Genomic DNA, 15206 nt, shown 5'->3' with positions numbered 1-15206 from the left:
TCGTGCGATCACATACAGCCGTATGGCTGGGGGTGGATCTTGGGGAAGCCAGGGTGGGTCTGGCCCTGTCGGACCCGGAGCTGACCCTGGCCTTTCCCGCTGGCAACATCAGGGTTCAGGGCGACTACTTTCAGGCTCTGGACCAGGTGGAAGACCTGATTATGGATAAATGTGTGTCCAAGGTCGTCGTCGGATACCCTCTGCTGCTGAGCGGCCAGGCTGGTCGCAGCGCCAAAAAGGCGGCCCGTTGGGTGCGTGCCCTGACCGGTCGCCTGCAGGAGGTTGCACAAGATTCCGGCGTTGCCCCTGAGCAGCTGCCCAGTGTAGTATTGCGAGACGAACGACTGACGACCGTCAGTGCCCATCGTCAGCTATACGATGCCCGCGTGGGCGGGCGAAGACATCGTCCTGTGGTCGATCAGCAGTCCGCTGTTGTGCTGCTGCAGTCGGCCCTGGACAACCAACGTGCCGACAAGGAGTGGTAATTGGCCGACGACATGCAGGAATTCTTCCAGGATAAGGTCCAGTGGGTGGCCGATGGGCAAGCCCCGGTCTCCGCCATGCCGCCACGTCCTCCTCGTTCGCGTCGTGAGATGCGTCGTCGGCGTGAACGCCGCAAGCGCCATCAGCGGATTATGGTTCTCCTCATCGCTTTGGCCGTGGTGGTTGCTGCCTCCTGCGTGGTGATTCTGGTGGGCGGGCTACGCCATGGAACTCCCAGGATCGTAGCCACCAAGGAAGTCGCCCCTGATTATCCCGGCCCTGGTGGAGCGCCGGTGGAGTTCACGGTCGAGAGCGGCCAGGGGGCTGATCAGGTCGGTGCCAACTTAGTCAAGGCTGGAGTGGTCAAGTCCACGGAGGCCTTTTTGCACGCCATCACCAGCGCCCAATCCGAGTCCAGGCTGGTGCCCGGCACCTTCGATCTGCGTCTGCGGATGAAAGCCTCCGATGTCGTGACCATTCTGACTGACCGGAACAAGGCCGGGGGCTTCCTGCAGGTGCGGGCCGGCGGGCGGGTGCGTGATGTGATTGCCAGGGCCGCTCAGCTCTCTGGGGTGCCGCAGAGCGAATTCGACGCCTTGGTTCAAGCCAAGGGGGAGGGGATTCTGCCCCAGGAGGCCCAGGGAGACTTTGAAGGATGGCTGCAACCCGGGGAGTACGATGTGCGCAAGGCCGGGTCGGCCAAGGCCATCCTGACCAACCTGGTCTCCAAGCGTATTGAGCATCTGGATCAGCTGGGCGTACCCGGAGGTCAGGAACGGCAGACCATCCTGAATACAGCCTCGATTACCGAAGCCGAGGTCAACAAATCGGAATACTACGGCAAGGTGGCAAGGGTCATCGACAACCGCTTGGCCAAGGGAATGCCCTTGGGCATGGACAGCACGGTGGCCTACTCCAACAACGTCTCGGCCTTGAAGCTGACCGATGCCATGCTGCAGAACGCCGACGACCCCTACAACACCAGGGTCCACCAGGGCCTGCCTCCAGGCCCCATCGGCAGCCCGGGAGATGAGGCCATCCAGGCGGCCATGCACCCGGAGTCGGGCAACTGGCTCTATTTCGTGACCGTCAACATGGACACGGGGGAGACCAGGTTCAGCGACAACCAGGATCAGTTCAACCGAGATGTCAAGGAATACAAGGCCTGGGAATCCAAGCACAACGAGCAGAACAATTAGCACATTTTCCTTGGATTTGAGGATCCCAACCCCCGGTCAGGTGCCTGCCGGCTCTAGATGGCATCAATGACCAGGGCCACTGCCGCTGCTGCAAGGATGACCGGGACATAGGCCAGCGAGAGGGGGTTGTTTGGTCTGGCGGGTCCGTTGCGATGACGGGCCAACCAGGCCAGGCCCAGGGCAACCAACCCCAGCAGTCCCATCATCACCCACCAGACCAGGATCGTTGTCCATCCCAGAACCGACAGGCTCAGGGCCACCAGACCCGTGGCTGTCACGTCGCCCAGCCCCAGGGCACCGGGTCGGATCAGGGCTAGCATGAGCTGAAGGCCTGCAGAGGCCAGAGTGAGCAGCAGGCACTGCATCAGCAGCATCGGTTGCGCCTGAATCAGTGAAAAGACCAGCAGGGTCACGGTCTGCAGCACCAGCCCCACGAGCACTAGAAGACGTGGGACTCGCCGGGAGCGGATGTCGATCAGGGCCAGGAGGAGGGCGGTCAGCAGTCCCGGCGCTGGGATGAGGTAGACCATCTTCTAAGATAATCATACGTAGCCCTAACCTGGCAAACGAGGAACAAACGAGGAGCTTGAATATGTTGCGCTGGCAGACGGCAGGGGAATCCCATGGAGAGGCCCTGGTGGCCATGATGGAGGGTCTGCCCGCAGGGGTCGCCGTATCCACCAAGGATATTGAATCGGCCTTGGCCCGTCGTCGGCTGGGTTATGGTCGTGGGGCCAGGATGGGCTTTGAACAGGACAAGGTTCGGCTGCTGACCGGGGTCAGGCATGGACGAACGCTCGGTTCTCCGGTGGCTATCGAGATCGGCAACACGGAGTGGCCCAAGTGGCAGCAGGTCATGAGCGTGGACGAGCTGCCTGCCGACCAGGAACCCCCGGCGACCGGCCGCAACGCCCCACTGACCAGGCCCAGGCCCGGCCATGCCGATCTGACCGGTATGCGCAAGTACGGGTTTACGGATGCACGTCCAGTCCTCGAACGCTCTTCGGCCAGGGAGACCGCATCCCGGGTGGCCTTGGGATCGGTGGCCGCCGACTTCCTGCAGCAGGCTTTAGGAATACGGACTGTCTCCCATGTCATCTCCATAGCCGGGGTCGGCCTGGAGGGCCATGAAGTCATGCCCGGCCCCGAAGACGGACCTGCACTGGACGCCTCGCCGGTCAGGACCCTGGATAAGGACGCCGAGAAACGGATGATGGCCAGAATTGACCAGATCAAGAAGGATGGCGACACTGCCGGCGGGGTCTTCGAGGTCATCGCCTATGGTGTGCCGGCAGGCCTGGGCACCTATGTGGAGGACGACCGACGTCTGGATGCTGCCCTGGCCAGTGCCTTCATGGGTATTCAGGCCATCAAGGGCGTGGAGATCGGTGATGGTTTCCGTGAGGCTGATCGCCCCGGTTCGCAGGCCCATGACGAGATGGAGCCCGGTCAGGACGGCACCATCCGCAGACTCAGCAACCATGCAGGCGGCCTGGAGGGTGGCACATCCAACGGCCAGCCCATCCGGGTGAGGGCCGCCATGAAGCCCATCTCCTCGGTGCCGCGGGCCCTGCGCACGGTGGATGTGGCCACCGGCCAGCCTGCCCAGGCCATCCATCAGCGTTCCGACGTGACCGCCGTGCCTGCTGCCGCAGTGATCGGCGAAGCCATGATGAATCTGACCCTGGCACGGTTCGCCTTGGAGAAGTTCGGCGGTGACTCGCTTGAGGAGGTTCGGCGCAACGCCCAGGCCTACCTCCAGTCCTGGCCCGAGCATCTACGGTGAGGGGCGGACTTGCATGATTGAAAGCAGCAGCATGCCCAAGGCTGTCGTCATTGGCATGCCCGGTGCGGGCAAGACCCGTCTGGGCAGGGAGACGGCCGCCCTGATCAAGGCGCCCTTCCGGGATACGGACCAGTGCATTGAGGAAGAGGCAGGCCAATCGGTCAGCGAGATCTTCGACACTCAGGGTGAGCAGGCCTTCCGCGGTATGGAGACCAGAGCGGTCCTGGACCTCTTGAAGGACTTTCCCGGTGGCATCCTGTCCCTTGGAGGAGGCGCTCCCATGAGCACCGAGGTCTTCCAGGCGTTGCAGGACTATCGGCGGGCAGGTGGCGCTGTGGTCTACCTGCAGGTCGACCCCGAGGAGGGGGTCAGCCGAGCAGCTCGGTCGGATCATCGTCCCTTACTCCGCGGCGGCGCATCGGAGCGCTGGATGGCTCTCTACCGTGAGCGTCGCAGCGTCTACCAGGAGCTGGCCACCATCACCCTTAAATCCAGGAACACCACCCCCCGAGCCCTGGCCAGACGGCTGGCGGATGCTTTGACTGAGCGGGTGGTCCATGTCAGCGGTCCCGACCCCTACGATGTGAGGATCGGTGCAGGCGTGACCGGGCGGCTGCATGAGCTGCTTGGCGACCAGACCATGCGTGTGGCCCTGATTCATACCCAGCCGGTTCAGCGCCATTCCGACCATGCCCGGGCCCTGCTTCGACAAGCCGGTTACCAGGTAGTGGATCTGGCCATTCCCGACGCGGAGGCTGGCAAGACCATCAAGGTCAGCCAGGGTATCTGGGAGCGCCTGGCCACCGAGGGCTTCACCCGTTCCGACGCGGTTGTGGGGCTGGGCGGGGGAGCGGCCACAGACCAGGCCGGATTCATCGCCGCCACCTGGATGAGAGGCATCCGTTATGTGAACTGCCCCACCTCCCTGCTGGCCATGGTCGACGCCTCCACCGGAGGCAAAACCGGCATCAATCTGGAGCAGGGCAAGAATCTGGTCGGCAGCTTCTATACCCCTGTCGGCGTCCTGGCTGATCTGCGGACCCTGCGGACCCTGCCCAATGAGATCTTTGTGGAGGGCCTGGGCGAGGTGGCCAAGTCCGGCTTCATCATGGACGGCGGCATCCTGCGCGAGCTGGAGGAGCGGGCTGAGTCCCTTCGTTCTTTCGATGGACAGGAGTCCGACCAGTGGCTGGGAACGGTAGTCCAGGATCTGATCGAACGCACCGTCGAGGTCAAGGCCCGGCACGTCTCGGTGGACCTCAAGGAGTCCGGCTTGCGGGAGTTCCTCAACTATGGCCACACCTTGGGCCACGCCATCGAAAAGATCGAACACTTCACCTGGCGGCATGGTCAGGCCGTGTCCGTGGGCATGGTCTTTGCAGCCGAGCTGGCCAGGATCACCGGCCACTTGGATCAGGAAGCGGTCGATTACCACAGGAAGCTGCTGTCCTCCCTGGGACTGAGGACCTGGTGGAACGGGGGCGACTTCGACCAGGTGCTGGCCCTCATGCATCGGGACAAAAAGGCCCGTGGCAACAAGTTGCGGTTTATCATTCTTGATGGTTTGGGCAAACCCACCCACCTGGACGACCCACCGGTCTCGGCGATCAAGGAGGCCTTCCAGGCCATACGCAAGGAGGAATGACAGATGGCGGATGCCGACAAGGGCATGCAGACGGTTCTGGTGGTCAACGGACCCAACCTGGGTCGGCTGGGTGTGCGCGACCCTGATGTCTATGGTCGTCAGGATCTGGCGACTCTGACCCGGGACTGCGAAGACTGGGGTCAGCAGCTGGGTCTGGATGTTCAGGTGCTGCAGTCGGACGACGAGGGCCAGGTCATTCGCTGGATGCACCAGGCGGTGGATCAGGGCAGTGCAGTGGTGCTCAACCCCGCCGCCTTCACCCACTACAGTTACGGGCTTTCCGATGCCGCCGTCCAAGTCACGCAGGCAGGGCTGCCGCTGATGGAGGTCCATATTTCCAATCCGGCATCCAGGGAGGCCTTCCGCCGACGTAGCGTCATCTCACCGGTGGCTACAGGCACCATCACCGGTATGGGCTTCTACGGCTACCGGCTGGCCCTGGAAGCAGTGGCCCACCTGCTGGAGAACGCATGAGCGACAGCGGGGAGACCGGCAAAAACCTCTCCGCACCGCCCAAGGCCATCCTTGTCCGCGGCGCCAGGGTCCACAACCTGCGCAACCTGGATGTAGACATTCCTCTCAATCGCTTGGTGGGCATCGCCGGGGTCTCCGGCTCCGGCAAGTCCTCCCTGGCTCTGGGGGTCCTCTATGCCGAGGGGTCCCGGCGTTACCTGGAATCCCTGTCCACCTACACCAGAAGGCGGATGACCCAGGCCCAGCGTCCCCAGGTGGAGTCGGTGCGTTTCCTGCCTCCTGCCCTGGCCCTGCGTCAGCGGCCGGGTGTGGGCGGCATGCGATCCACCTTCGGCACCGCCACCGAGCTGCTCAACGTACTCAGGTTGATGTTCTCCCGGCTGGCCAGCCATGTCTGCCCCAATGGTCATCGACAGGAGCCCACTCTGGCCGTGGCAGCCGAGATGCCCATCACCTGCCCCATCTGCGGTGCTAACGTCGAGCCTCCCAGCGCCGAGGAGCTGGCCTTCAACTCCCTGGGAGCCTGCCCCACCTGCCAGGGGACCGGGACCGTGCGCGAGGTGGACGATGCCACCCTGGTTCCCGATGACAGCCTGACCATCGACCAGGGGGCTGTTGTGCCTTGGCGGACCTTCGGCTTCAATGTCCAGCCCGACATCGTTCGCGAGTTCGGAGTCCGCACTGACGTGCCCTGGCGGGATCTGACCGATCGGGAGCGGAAGATCGTCTTCGAGGGGCCGGCCGAGAAGAAGCACATCACCATCACCTCGATCAAGGGTGTCCACGAGCTGGACTTCACCTTCCGCAACGCACGGCTGACCGTGACCGAGGAGCTCAAGAGGGCCAACGACGACAAGCGTCTGGCCAAGGTGGCCAAGTTCCTGACCGAGCGGACCTGCCCGGACTGCAAGGGTACCCGGCTCAACCAACGAGCCCGTCTGCCTCGAATCAACGGGAACAATCTGGCCGAGGTCACCTCCTGGCCCCTGGATAAGGTGCTGGACTGGGGCCGAAAGCTGCCACCCACGCTGCCTGAACCCATGCAGCCCATGGCCTCGGCCCTCTGCAAGACTTTGGACGAAATGGGTAGGCGGTTGATCCAACTGGGACTGAGCTACCTGACCCTAGATCGTTCCAGCGCCTCTCTGTCCACAGGAGAGCGGCAGCGGGCCCAGTTGGCCAGGGCTGTCCGCAATGAGACCACAGGCGTGCTCTATGTGCTGGACGAGCCTTCGACCGGTCTGCATCCCGCCAACCTGGAGGGGCTGATAGGGGTCATGCGCGACCTGCTGGCCGACGGCAATTCCGTGGTTTTCGTCGACCATGACGTCAAGGTTTTGCAATCAGCCGACTATCTGATCGAAATGGGTCCCGGAGCAGGGGAGCGTGGCGGCAGGATTCTGGCCCAGGGAGCCCCTGAGCGGATCGCTGCAGACCCGGACTCGCGCATCGCAGGTTTTCTGGATGGACGCGAGCCTGTTCTGGTACGAGACCGCCACCCTATGCCTGCAGAGGATGAATGGATCCGCATGCAGTCAGGACCCATTCACACGGTCCACCCGCTGGATCTGGCCATTCCTCGGGGATGCATGACGGCGGTGACCGGCGTATCCGGCTCGGGCAAGACCACCATGATCCTGGAGTCCCTGGTCCCGGCCCTGCAGGCCCAAATTCAAGGCGACCCCATGCCCAAGCATGTGCACAGTCTGGACCCGGCGGGCATCGACAGGGTTCGCCTGGTGGACTCCTCGCCCATAGGCATCAACGTGCGTTCCACAGTGGCCACCTACTCGGGGCTGATGGACCGGCTGCGCCGACTCTTCGCGGCCACTGACCAGGCGGAAAAAGACAAGCTGGGCATCTCCGCATTCTCCTACAACACCGGATCCCTGCGCTGCCCCCAATGCGACGGCACCGGGCAGATCAGCCTGGACGTACAGTTCCTGCCCGACATCCCCATCACCTGCCCCAGCTGCCAGGGTCGTCGATACCGCCCGGAGGCCGAGCAGTACCGTCTATCCACGCCGGCACACCAGGAGCCGCTGAGCCTACCCGATCTGCTGGCCATGGAGGTGGGCCGTGCTCTGGAGGTCTTCGCGCAGGGCCGCGAGTATACGGCCATCCGCCGAGGCCTGCAGACCTTGAAGGACCTGGGCCTGGACTACCTGACCCTGGGGGAGGACACCCCATCCCTATCTGGCGGGGAGGCCCAGCGGCTGAAGTTGTCCAACGAATTGGGCCGCAGACAGAATGGCTCCATGTTCGTCCTGGACGAACCCACCACCGGCCTGCATCCCTTGGATGTGCGCGTCCTGATCGGGGTGCTGGAGCGCCTGGTCAGCAAGGGGGCCACGGTGGTCTTCATCGAGCATGATCTGGACATGATCGCCAACGCCGACCATGTGGTCGATATGGGCCCGGGCGGCGGTGACCGAGGCGGAAGAATCGTGGCCCAGGGCGACCCTGAATCAGTGGCACGCAACCCTGATTCGGTAACCGGCCGCTACCTGGCCGAACATCTGCATCTGAGCCGTCCCTGAATCGGTCTGTCCTCCTCGTGTGTTGGCCGGTTTCTGGTCGCTCCTGCCTGATAGGCTGAAGTTCCATGGTCAGAGAACATGGAAATTCGCAAGGGCATATCACCAAACACATTTTCGTCACCGGCGGCGTGGTCTCTTCACTGGGCAAGGGACTGACCGCATCCTCTCTGGGCCGACTGCTGAGAAGCCGCGGAATTCGCGTTCTTCAACAGAAGCTGGATCCCTACATCAACGTCGATCCGGGGACCATGAACCCCTTCCAACACGGCGAGGTCTACGTGACCGAGGATGGGGCCGAGACCGATCTGGACATCGGCCACTATGAGCGTTTCACTGACGTCTTCCTCTCCCAGAAGGCCAACGTGACCACGGGCCAGATCTACCAGTCCGTTCTGCGCAAGGAGCGGGCGGGGGAGTACCTGGGCCAGTGCGTCCAGGTCATTCCCCACGTGACCAACGAGATCAAGAGCCGTATGCGGGCCCAGGCCAGCGACGACGTGGACGTGATCATCACCGAGATCGGCGGGACTGTGGGCGATATCGAGTCCCAGCCCTTCATGGAGGCCGCCCGTGAGGTTCGTCGGGACATCGGCCCGGACAACTGCATGTTCGTCCATGTCTCCCTGGTGCCCTACGTGGCCGCCGCCCACGAGCTCAAGACCAAGCCCACCCAGCACTCAGTCATGGCCCTGCGCCAGCTGGGCATCGCTCCCGACGCCCTAGTGCTGCGCTCCGACCGGCCGCTCAACCAGGCCATCAAGGACAAGATCTCCCTGATGTGTGACGTGGATGCCGAGGGCGTGGTCAACTGCGTGGATGCGCCCAGCATCTACGACGTGCCCAAGATCCTCTACAAGGAGGGTCTGGATGCCTACGTGGTGCGCAAGCTGGGACTGCCCTTCCACGACGTCGACTGGAACGAGTGGGAGGATCTGCTGGACCGGGTCCACAACCCCCGCACCAAGGTGGCCATCGCTATCGTTGGCAAGTACATCGACCTGCCTGACGCCTACCTGTCGGTGATCGCGGCGCTGAAGGCCGGCGGCTTTGCCAACCGGTCCCAGGTTCAGGTCAAGCTGGTGGCCGCTGACACCTGCGAGACCATGGACGGTGCACGCAAGGCCTTGGAGGGTGTTGACGGCATCGTGGTTCCCGGAGGCTTCGGCATCCGTGGCATCGAGGGTAAGATCGGCGCCCTGCGCTACGCCCGCGAGACCGGCCTGCCCGCCCTGGGACTCTGCTTGGGCCTGCAGTCCATGGTCATTGAGTTCGCCCGTCACGTCCTGGGGCTGGAGGATGCCAACTCCTCGGAGTTCGAGCCTGACTGCGAGAACCCGGTCATCGCCACCATGGAGGAGCAGAAGGACATCGTGGCCGGCCATGGCGATATGGGCCATACCATGCGGCTGGGTGCCTACCCTGCAGTGCTCAAGCCCAACTCCCTGGTGGCCAAGCTCTACGGCTCCACCGAGATTTCGGAGCGTCACCGCCACCGCTACGAGGTCAATGTGGCCTACAAGGAGCGGCTGGACAAGGCCGGCCTGCACATTTCGGGCACCAGCCCGGACGGGCAGCTGACCGAGTTCGTGGAGCTCTCCCAGGACCAGCACCCCTTCTATGTGGGCACCCAGGCCCACCCGGAGTTCAAGTCCCGGCCCACCAAGCCGCATCCCCTCTTCGCCGGTCTGGTCAAGGCCAGCCTGGAGCACGGAGGCCAGGAGGCGGCCTGAGCGGCTGATCCGTTTTGGACAAGTCCGGTTTAATTGGGTGGTGCCAATTCAGACCATTGAGCCCAATATGAAAGGAACCCCGTAGCAAGCGGGGTTCCTTTCATTCATTATTGAGCAAAGTCACTTCAAACCGTCGTTATTGGGCGCCGCGTTCGTAGTATGCCATGCTGCCGACGGGCTGCTCAATGCTGAAGGTACCTTTGTCGTAGTCCACCTTGGTTACTGCAGTGTTGCCTAAATAGGTTAGGTCGACTTCGGAGTCTATCGTCCACAGGAATTGTCGGATGGCAGTCCCGGAGCTAATCACCAGCACATTGCCGCCACCTTCCCGGCTTACTAAGTCACCAATGTTGGTCATAGCCTGCCACATCCGCTGCTTGACCATATCTGCGGATTCGGCCCGATCCTGTGGTACCAAATCAGTGTGCAGCATATTTTCTGCGTCAAGCGCGTATAGAGCATCCTGGACATCGAGGTCAAACTTAGGACCTCTGGCTGCCCTGGCCTCCTCCACAGTTGAGTATCCCAGCCATTCTGCCACTGCCTGATGGGTGGTGCTCACATCACGGCCTTCGAAACTGCCGAAGTTGTATTCACGTAGACCGGGTTCGAAGCGGATCTCGACATTGTCGTTTCCCGAGTTGTCCAGCGCTATACGAGCAGTTTCGTAGTGACGGGTCAATGTGCCACAGTAGGCTGCTGCGAATCTAGTGCCTTGCAGACCTCTTCCGAATTGACGGGCGATCTCAATGCCTTCCTGTGTCAGCGGGAAATCAGACCAACCTTGTATCAGGTCGATGGCATTAGCAGTGGTCTTGGTGTGCCGAGTCAGGAACATGGTTACTTGTTGTTGCGGTCCTTCATCACCCGTGAGGGTCGTATGACTATAATTCATCACTTCTCCAATTCCGCGAGTTTCTTGGCTCGCCGTATCTTCTTCTCTTCATGAATGGTCACCAGAGCCTGCAGGACGATTGCCCCAAAAATGGCCACATAGAGCACGCTGAAGGTGTCCCCCCAACCATGCAGAACGGTGCCGAAGATGTGTAGGCCCGCAGCCTTGGAGTCGGCGATGCGAGCAAGCAGGACCTTAGCAGTGGAGTCTCCGAGGAGGTATGCGAAAGCGCCGGGCATGCCGCCAGCCAGAGCTGCGGCCTTTCTTGGGACCTGTGTCAGGATCGAGATGGAAATGAGTACCTGAGGGCCAAAGACGAAGATACCGAGTAGGAAGATCGCTACGAGCATCATCATGGGTGTGGTGCTGAACTGGTAGAAGGCCAGGGGGATAGGGGTGATTACCAAGCAGATTAATGACATCATAGCGGGACGCCCGCCAAGCAAATCGGAGAGCATTCCCCAAATGACAGAGCCTATCAACGAACCCATGCCGAAGTAGAAGATGGCCTGTGCTCCAATTTGCGTGCTGAAGTGTAGCTGCTCGGTCACACGTAGGGAGGACCAGTTATCGATACCCACACGCACTATGTATGCGAACACGTCGGAGCAGCACAGTATCCATATCCAGGGGTTGCCCAGCAGATATTTGCGGAAGAGCTGCCAGGTCGTGTCGTTGGTGGAGGTGGTGTCTTCCTCCCTCGGTGGCTCACCGAAGATCTTTTCAGTGGTTTCCCAGCCCAGGTCCTCTGGACGGTCCTTGCCAAAGAAGAATCCAAAGACTGCGATGACTACGGCTACCAGGGCAGGGGCGATGAACATTCCAGCGACGTGGCCACCGAAGAAGGTCTGTGCACACCACAGTGAGAATACACCGGCAAGACCTCCGCCGATATTGTGAGAGGTGCTCCAAATGCTGTAATAACGGCCGTAGTTTTTCTTAGTCGTCCAATTAACAATTGTACCGGTGCAGCAGGGGCCCGAGGAGCACTGGAATATTCCGTTGAGGGCCCATAGAGCTAAGATCCAGCCCATTGGGGATCGATTGACAGACAGGACGACACCTACTGCGAAGACGATGATGGAGGCCCCGAGAAGCATGATAGAGGCCGACTTCTTTTCATCCTTTCCAGTAACCAGGTAACCGACGATGATTTTTCCCAGACCGTAAGCCAAGGAGAATGCAAAGCCGATGAGGCCTAGTTGCTCGGTGGTCATGCCCATCTGCTGCTTCAGCAGAGGTTGGGCGGCTTTGAAGTTATCTCGGATCAGATAGACGGCGCTGTATATCAAGACCACGCTGACGTAGGGTTTCATGAATTCCTTAAACCATGCCTTGCGCTGCGCCGATATTGGCAGTCCCGATTTCGGTACATGCTTCTCGAAATTCATATTGAATGTGATTTTAGACAAAACAACCTCCTTGTGTGCTTGTCTTGAGTGATTAATCATTCATGAAAGTGCTATAGCCGGCGTGGATCGTTCACGCGGATTGCCTGCCCGCTCAGCCGCATACATTGCGGCTCCGATGATGCCATCTTCCGGGTTGACAGAGGGATACATCAATGAAAGGTCGATGTCAGGGACTGGTTTGCGGGCCATTCTGTGGATTTTCTCCAGCAGTCGTTCTTTGGGAAAACCTGCCATCTGTGGAACGCCGCCAGCGACGATAACTGCCGTAGGATCGAGTAAGTTGATGGCCGTGGCCATAGCGATAGCCAGATATTCCAGCCACTCGTCGATAAAGGGTTCTTGAGCGTGGCGCAGGAAAGCATCGCTGATCGGTTCGTCCGACCCATACCTGGCTTTCAGCTCGCGAACCAGGGCATTGCCGGCAGTCTTGGTTTCTACGCAGCCGTCATTTCCGCAGCCGCAGCGCAGTCCGGTTCTTACCGGAATGTGGCCGAGTTCACCGGTGACGCCATGTACGCCTTCTAGGATCTTTCCATCCACCGCCAAAGAACAACCCAGTCCCGTGCCGACATACACACCAAGCCACACTCCTTGTGGTCGCAGATTCAGTCGCCAGCCATCGTAGCGGAGCAAGAGATTGACGTCTTTTTCGGCGTATACCGGAACATGGAAACGGCTGAGGGCCTGGGTAACATCAATATGGTTGAGGGCGGGAGCAAAGGTGGTGCGGATGATGGTTTTGCGGTCAGCAGCGACCATGGATGGAAATCCGGTGGAGATTGCGATGAGTTCTTGATCATCCGTGAGGCATTCTGATAAGTAACGTTCAAGCAGGTCAGCCAGCCGATCCATGGGAGAGTCACCGATCAGGATCCGTTGACTCTCATACACTTGGGTATTCGACACTCGGTAATCGGATCCGACCAGGCCGACACGAAGGTTTGTGCCTCCGCAGTCGACACCAAGGATGACCGAATTGTGATCTATCATCATTGCCCTGCTTCCATCGCTTCGGAGAAGTTGTGCTCCATGCATTTCCATGCCTGCTCAAGGTCATCTGACAGGGAGAACAATCCAGCGTTGCCAAGGATGAGCGTGTCTGCACCGCTGTCAACTACACGGCGAAAAGTGTCGGCATAGCAATGCCCATCAACCTGTATTTCGTAGTGCAGCCCTTCGCGTTCGCGGAAGACAGCTGCTGCCTCAATCTTGGGTAATACTTCGTCTATAAAAGGCTGACCGGCGAAACCGGTGTCGATGCTCATGAAGGTTAAGAGGTCTACTCGCGGCAGGATAGGCATGGCCGCTTCAAAAGGGGTCAAAGGGTTCAGGACGAGCCCGGTGCCACACCCTAGAGATCTGATGCGGTCCATAACTCTAAAGCCTTCATTTCGAATAGCTTCCAAATGTGGTGAGATCAGGTCTACGCCGGCATCGGCCAATGGTTTGAGCCAACGGTCTACGTCATCAGCCATAAGATGAGCCTCTTTGCGAACCTGGCTGTACGGGGCGATTGCTTTGATCCAGTCCGGACTCAAAGCCAGGTTGGGGGCGAAGTGGCCATCCATTACGTCACAATGGAACGAGTAGGCATGCTGATTAAGGATGCCAATTTGTTCAGCAGCATGTGCCAGGTCCATACACATTAATGAGACCGCAAAATGAGGCGACGACACTGTTTTCCTCCTGATTCGAACGTGTGAGACTTGGTCCGGTCAGTACCAAGTGCTTTCAGAGTAGGATGGCGATATACAGTCAACAACGACATATATATGTATAAAAAAGGTATAAATATGTTAAAAAAGAGAGATGAGTCTATTTCTACAGGCAATGACCTGCCTCCAATTCACCTATATCCCGCACAGCCACTGCCTTTGGAAGATCCAGACATCACACTCTCGGTAATCTGCAAACTGATTGCTTCTGGTCAAGCGGATAGCAAGGCATCTTTGGGCAGACTAACCGGCTTATCACGAACCACTGTGTCGTCTAGGGTCGAATATCTGGAAAGAAAGGGGATTGTCGCCTCTGAAGGTGTCATAGCAGCAAAACGAGGCAGGCCGGCCAGCAGGTTGGTAATCAGCGACGACCTTGGGCTGCTGGCTATTGGAGACATCGGTGCCGAACATACCATCATTGCTATTGCTGATATGAATCTATGTTTGCTTGGTTACCGACGAATGCACATCAAAGTTGGCGAGCATGAACCCGCCGAGTTGCTGGAGCAAGTTGGGTTGGATATGAAATCAATGGCTCAGGAGTTGCGGCCAGGTGCCCATCTGTGCCATTGCGCGCTCGCCTTCCCTGGCCGCATCGACAACAAAATTCGCCGATTTTTCCGTCCGCCAATTATGCCGGCTTGGGACATGTACAACGCTCAGAAGAAAATGAGTACCATCATGGGCTGTTCGGTCAGCATAGACAACGATGTCAACGTCCGAGCACTGGGTGAGGCGGCGGTGTTGCCCGGAAACGAACGACCTATTGTCGCAGTAAAGATCGCCACCGGCATTGGTGCTGGCATTATCTGTGCTCGTGATCGAATCCTACACGGCTATGATGGCTCTGCTGGAGAAATAGGGCATACTTGCTTTGATCCGAACAATACACGCCCCTGTCGGTGTGGTATGACCGGCTGTCTGGAGGCCAACGCAGCAGTACCGGCTATCATCGAAGCATACAACTCCCGCGGACCGCAGCAGCGTATTGAGAGTGTGGAGGATCTTATCGATTGCTTGCGATCCGGTGATGCGATTGCCCATGAATTAGTTGTCGCAGCTGGCTCTTCCGTGGGCCAGGCAATAGCCTACGTGTGCAATATTCTTAATCCCCGACGCGTCATTGTCTCCGGGCTATTGGTTGACAGCTGCGATGAGCTGCTTACACAGATCCGTACCAGTGTTTACGGGCTCACTAGGCCGCTTGCATCCAGGAATTTGGTTGTCGAACGCAGTTCTATCGGCCCACTAGCGGGTGTGGTGGGCTGCATGGTTAAGGGCGTCTCGGAAACTCTCTCTCCCGAGGCTATGGCATGGTAAGGTT

The 15206-nt window shown here is 59.8% G+C and carries 13 protein-coding genes; 8 read left to right on the top strand and 5 right to left on the bottom strand.

Features of this window, described 5'->3' with window-relative positions:
- Nucleotides 1–2 precede the first annotated feature (2 nt).
- Together ruvX and mltG are read left to right on the top strand one after the other, a co-directional pair.
- Complete coding sequence (gene ruvX, locus CI601_RS06300) at nt 3–485, top strand: Holliday junction resolvase RuvX (protein ID WP_121914827.1); 483 nt, start codon at nt 3–5, stop codon at nt 483–485.
- Nucleotides 486–1682 carry an endolytic transglycosylase MltG gene (mltG, locus tag CI601_RS06295; RefSeq protein WP_121914727.1) on the top strand — a complete coding sequence of 399 codons (1197 nt, stop codon included), beginning with the start codon at nt 486–488 and terminating at the stop codon, nt 1680–1682.
- Nucleotides 1683–1735: 53 nt separating this feature from the next.
- Here the strand turns inward: mltG and CI601_RS06290 are convergent, their stop codons facing one another.
- Complete coding sequence (locus tag CI601_RS06290) at nt 1736–2212, bottom strand: prepilin peptidase (protein ID WP_121914726.1); 477 nt, start codon at nt 2210–2212, stop codon at nt 1736–1738.
- Nucleotides 2213–2274: 62 nt separating this feature from the next.
- Between CI601_RS06290 and aroC the strand changes: the two genes are divergently transcribed.
- From aroC to CI601_RS06265, 5 genes are all read left to right on the top strand, one after another.
- Nucleotides 2275–3468 carry a chorismate synthase gene (aroC, locus tag CI601_RS06285; RefSeq protein ID WP_121914725.1) on the top strand — a complete coding sequence of 398 codons (1194 nt, stop codon included), beginning with the start codon at nt 2275–2277 and terminating at the stop codon, nt 3466–3468.
- A 13-nt stretch (nt 3469–3481) separates the two neighbouring features.
- A complete protein-coding gene (locus CI601_RS06280; protein WP_121914724.1) occupies nt 3482–5113 on the top strand; it encodes a bifunctional shikimate kinase/3-dehydroquinate synthase in 1632 nt (543 codons plus the stop codon).
- 24 nt (nt 5114–5137) lie between these two features.
- Nucleotides 5138–5587, top strand: a complete 450-nt coding sequence (gene aroQ / locus CI601_RS06275; protein ID WP_121914826.1) for a type II 3-dehydroquinate dehydratase — start codon at nt 5138–5140, stop codon at nt 5585–5587.
- Nucleotides 5584–8127, top strand: coding sequence for an excinuclease ABC subunit UvrA (locus tag CI601_RS06270; RefSeq protein ID WP_121914723.1), 2544 nt, complete (start codon nt 5584–5586; stop codon nt 8125–8127). Before aroQ ends, CI601_RS06270 begins: the two co-directional genes overlap by 4 nt.
- A 65-nt stretch (nt 8128–8192) precedes the next feature.
- Complete coding sequence (locus CI601_RS06265) at nt 8193–9857, top strand: CTP synthase (protein WP_121914722.1); 1665 nt, start codon at nt 8193–8195, stop codon at nt 9855–9857.
- Between the two features lie 136 nt (nt 9858–9993).
- On the opposite strand, the gene CI601_RS06260 is transcribed toward CI601_RS06265, so the two are convergent.
- From CI601_RS06260 to alsE, 4 genes are read right to left on the bottom strand one after another with little or no spacing between them, the layout of a single operon-like run.
- Entirely contained in the window at nt 9994–10752 is a 759-nt protein-coding gene (locus CI601_RS06260) for a histidine phosphatase family protein (protein ID WP_121914721.1), read from the bottom strand.
- Nucleotides 10752–12143: a hexose-6-phosphate:phosphate antiporter gene (uhpT, locus tag CI601_RS06255; protein ID WP_121914720.1), complete on the bottom strand. Its 1392-nt coding sequence runs from the start codon at nt 12141–12143 to the stop codon at nt 10752–10754. Before uhpT ends, CI601_RS06260 begins: the two co-directional genes overlap by 1 nt.
- A gap of 60 nt (nt 12144–12203) precedes the next feature.
- A complete protein-coding gene (gene alsK / locus CI601_RS06250) occupies nt 12204–13157 on the bottom strand; it encodes an allose kinase (RefSeq protein WP_183129777.1) in 954 nt (317 codons plus the stop codon).
- Nucleotides 13154–13840 (bottom strand): D-allulose 6-phosphate 3-epimerase, encoded by a 687-nt coding sequence (gene alsE, locus CI601_RS06245; protein WP_121914718.1) that lies wholly within the window; start codon nt 13838–13840, stop codon nt 13154–13156. Before alsE ends, alsK begins: the two co-directional genes overlap by 4 nt.
- A 96-nt stretch (nt 13841–13936) precedes the next feature.
- Between alsE and CI601_RS06240 the strand changes: the two genes are divergently transcribed.
- Nucleotides 13937–15202, top strand: coding sequence for an ROK family transcriptional regulator (locus CI601_RS06240; protein ID WP_121914717.1), 1266 nt, complete (start codon nt 13937–13939; stop codon nt 15200–15202).
- Nucleotides 15203–15206: the final 4 nt, after the last annotated feature.

The sequence above is a fragment of the Bifidobacterium sp. wkB344 genome, from assembly GCF_003688305.1.
Lineage (GTDB): Bacteria > Actinomycetota > Actinomycetes > Actinomycetales > Bifidobacteriaceae > Bombiscardovia > Bombiscardovia mizhiensis.
This window is presented reverse-complemented; position numbering and strand designations above follow the sequence as displayed.

Excerpts from the sequence above, each read along its gene's own strand:
- CI601_RS06290 (WP_121914726.1), bottom strand. The coding sequence starts at position 2,212 with ATGGTCTACCTCATCCCAGCGCCGGGACTGCTGACCGCCCTCCTCCTG.
- aroC (WP_121914725.1), top strand. The coding sequence starts at position 2,275 with ATGTTGCGCTGGCAGACGGCAGGGGAATCCCATGGAGAGGCCCTGGTG.
- CI601_RS06280 (WP_121914724.1), top strand. The coding sequence starts at position 3,482 with ATGATTGAAAGCAGCAGCATGCCCAAGGCTGTCGTCATTGGCATGCCC.
- aroQ (WP_121914826.1), top strand. The coding sequence starts at position 5,138 with ATGCAGACGGTTCTGGTGGTCAACGGACCCAACCTGGGTCGGCTGGGT.
- CI601_RS06270 (WP_121914723.1), top strand. The coding sequence starts at position 5,584 with ATGAGCGACAGCGGGGAGACCGGCAAAAACCTCTCCGCACCGCCCAAG.
- CI601_RS06265 (WP_121914722.1), top strand. The coding sequence starts at position 8,193 with ATGGTCAGAGAACATGGAAATTCGCAAGGGCATATCACCAAACACATT.
- CI601_RS06260 (WP_121914721.1), bottom strand. The coding sequence starts at position 10,752 with ATGAATTATAGTCATACGACCCTCACGGGTGATGAAGGACCGCAACAA.
- uhpT (WP_121914720.1), bottom strand. The coding sequence starts at position 12,143 with ATGAATTTCGAGAAGCATGTACCGAAATCGGGACTGCCAATATCGGCG.
- alsK (WP_183129777.1), bottom strand. The coding sequence starts at position 13,157 with ATGATGATAGATCACAATTCGGTCATCCTTGGTGTCGACTGCGGAGGC.
- CI601_RS06240 (WP_121914717.1), top strand. The coding sequence starts at position 13,937 with ATGTATAAAAAAGGTATAAATATGTTAAAAAAGAGAGATGAGTCTATT.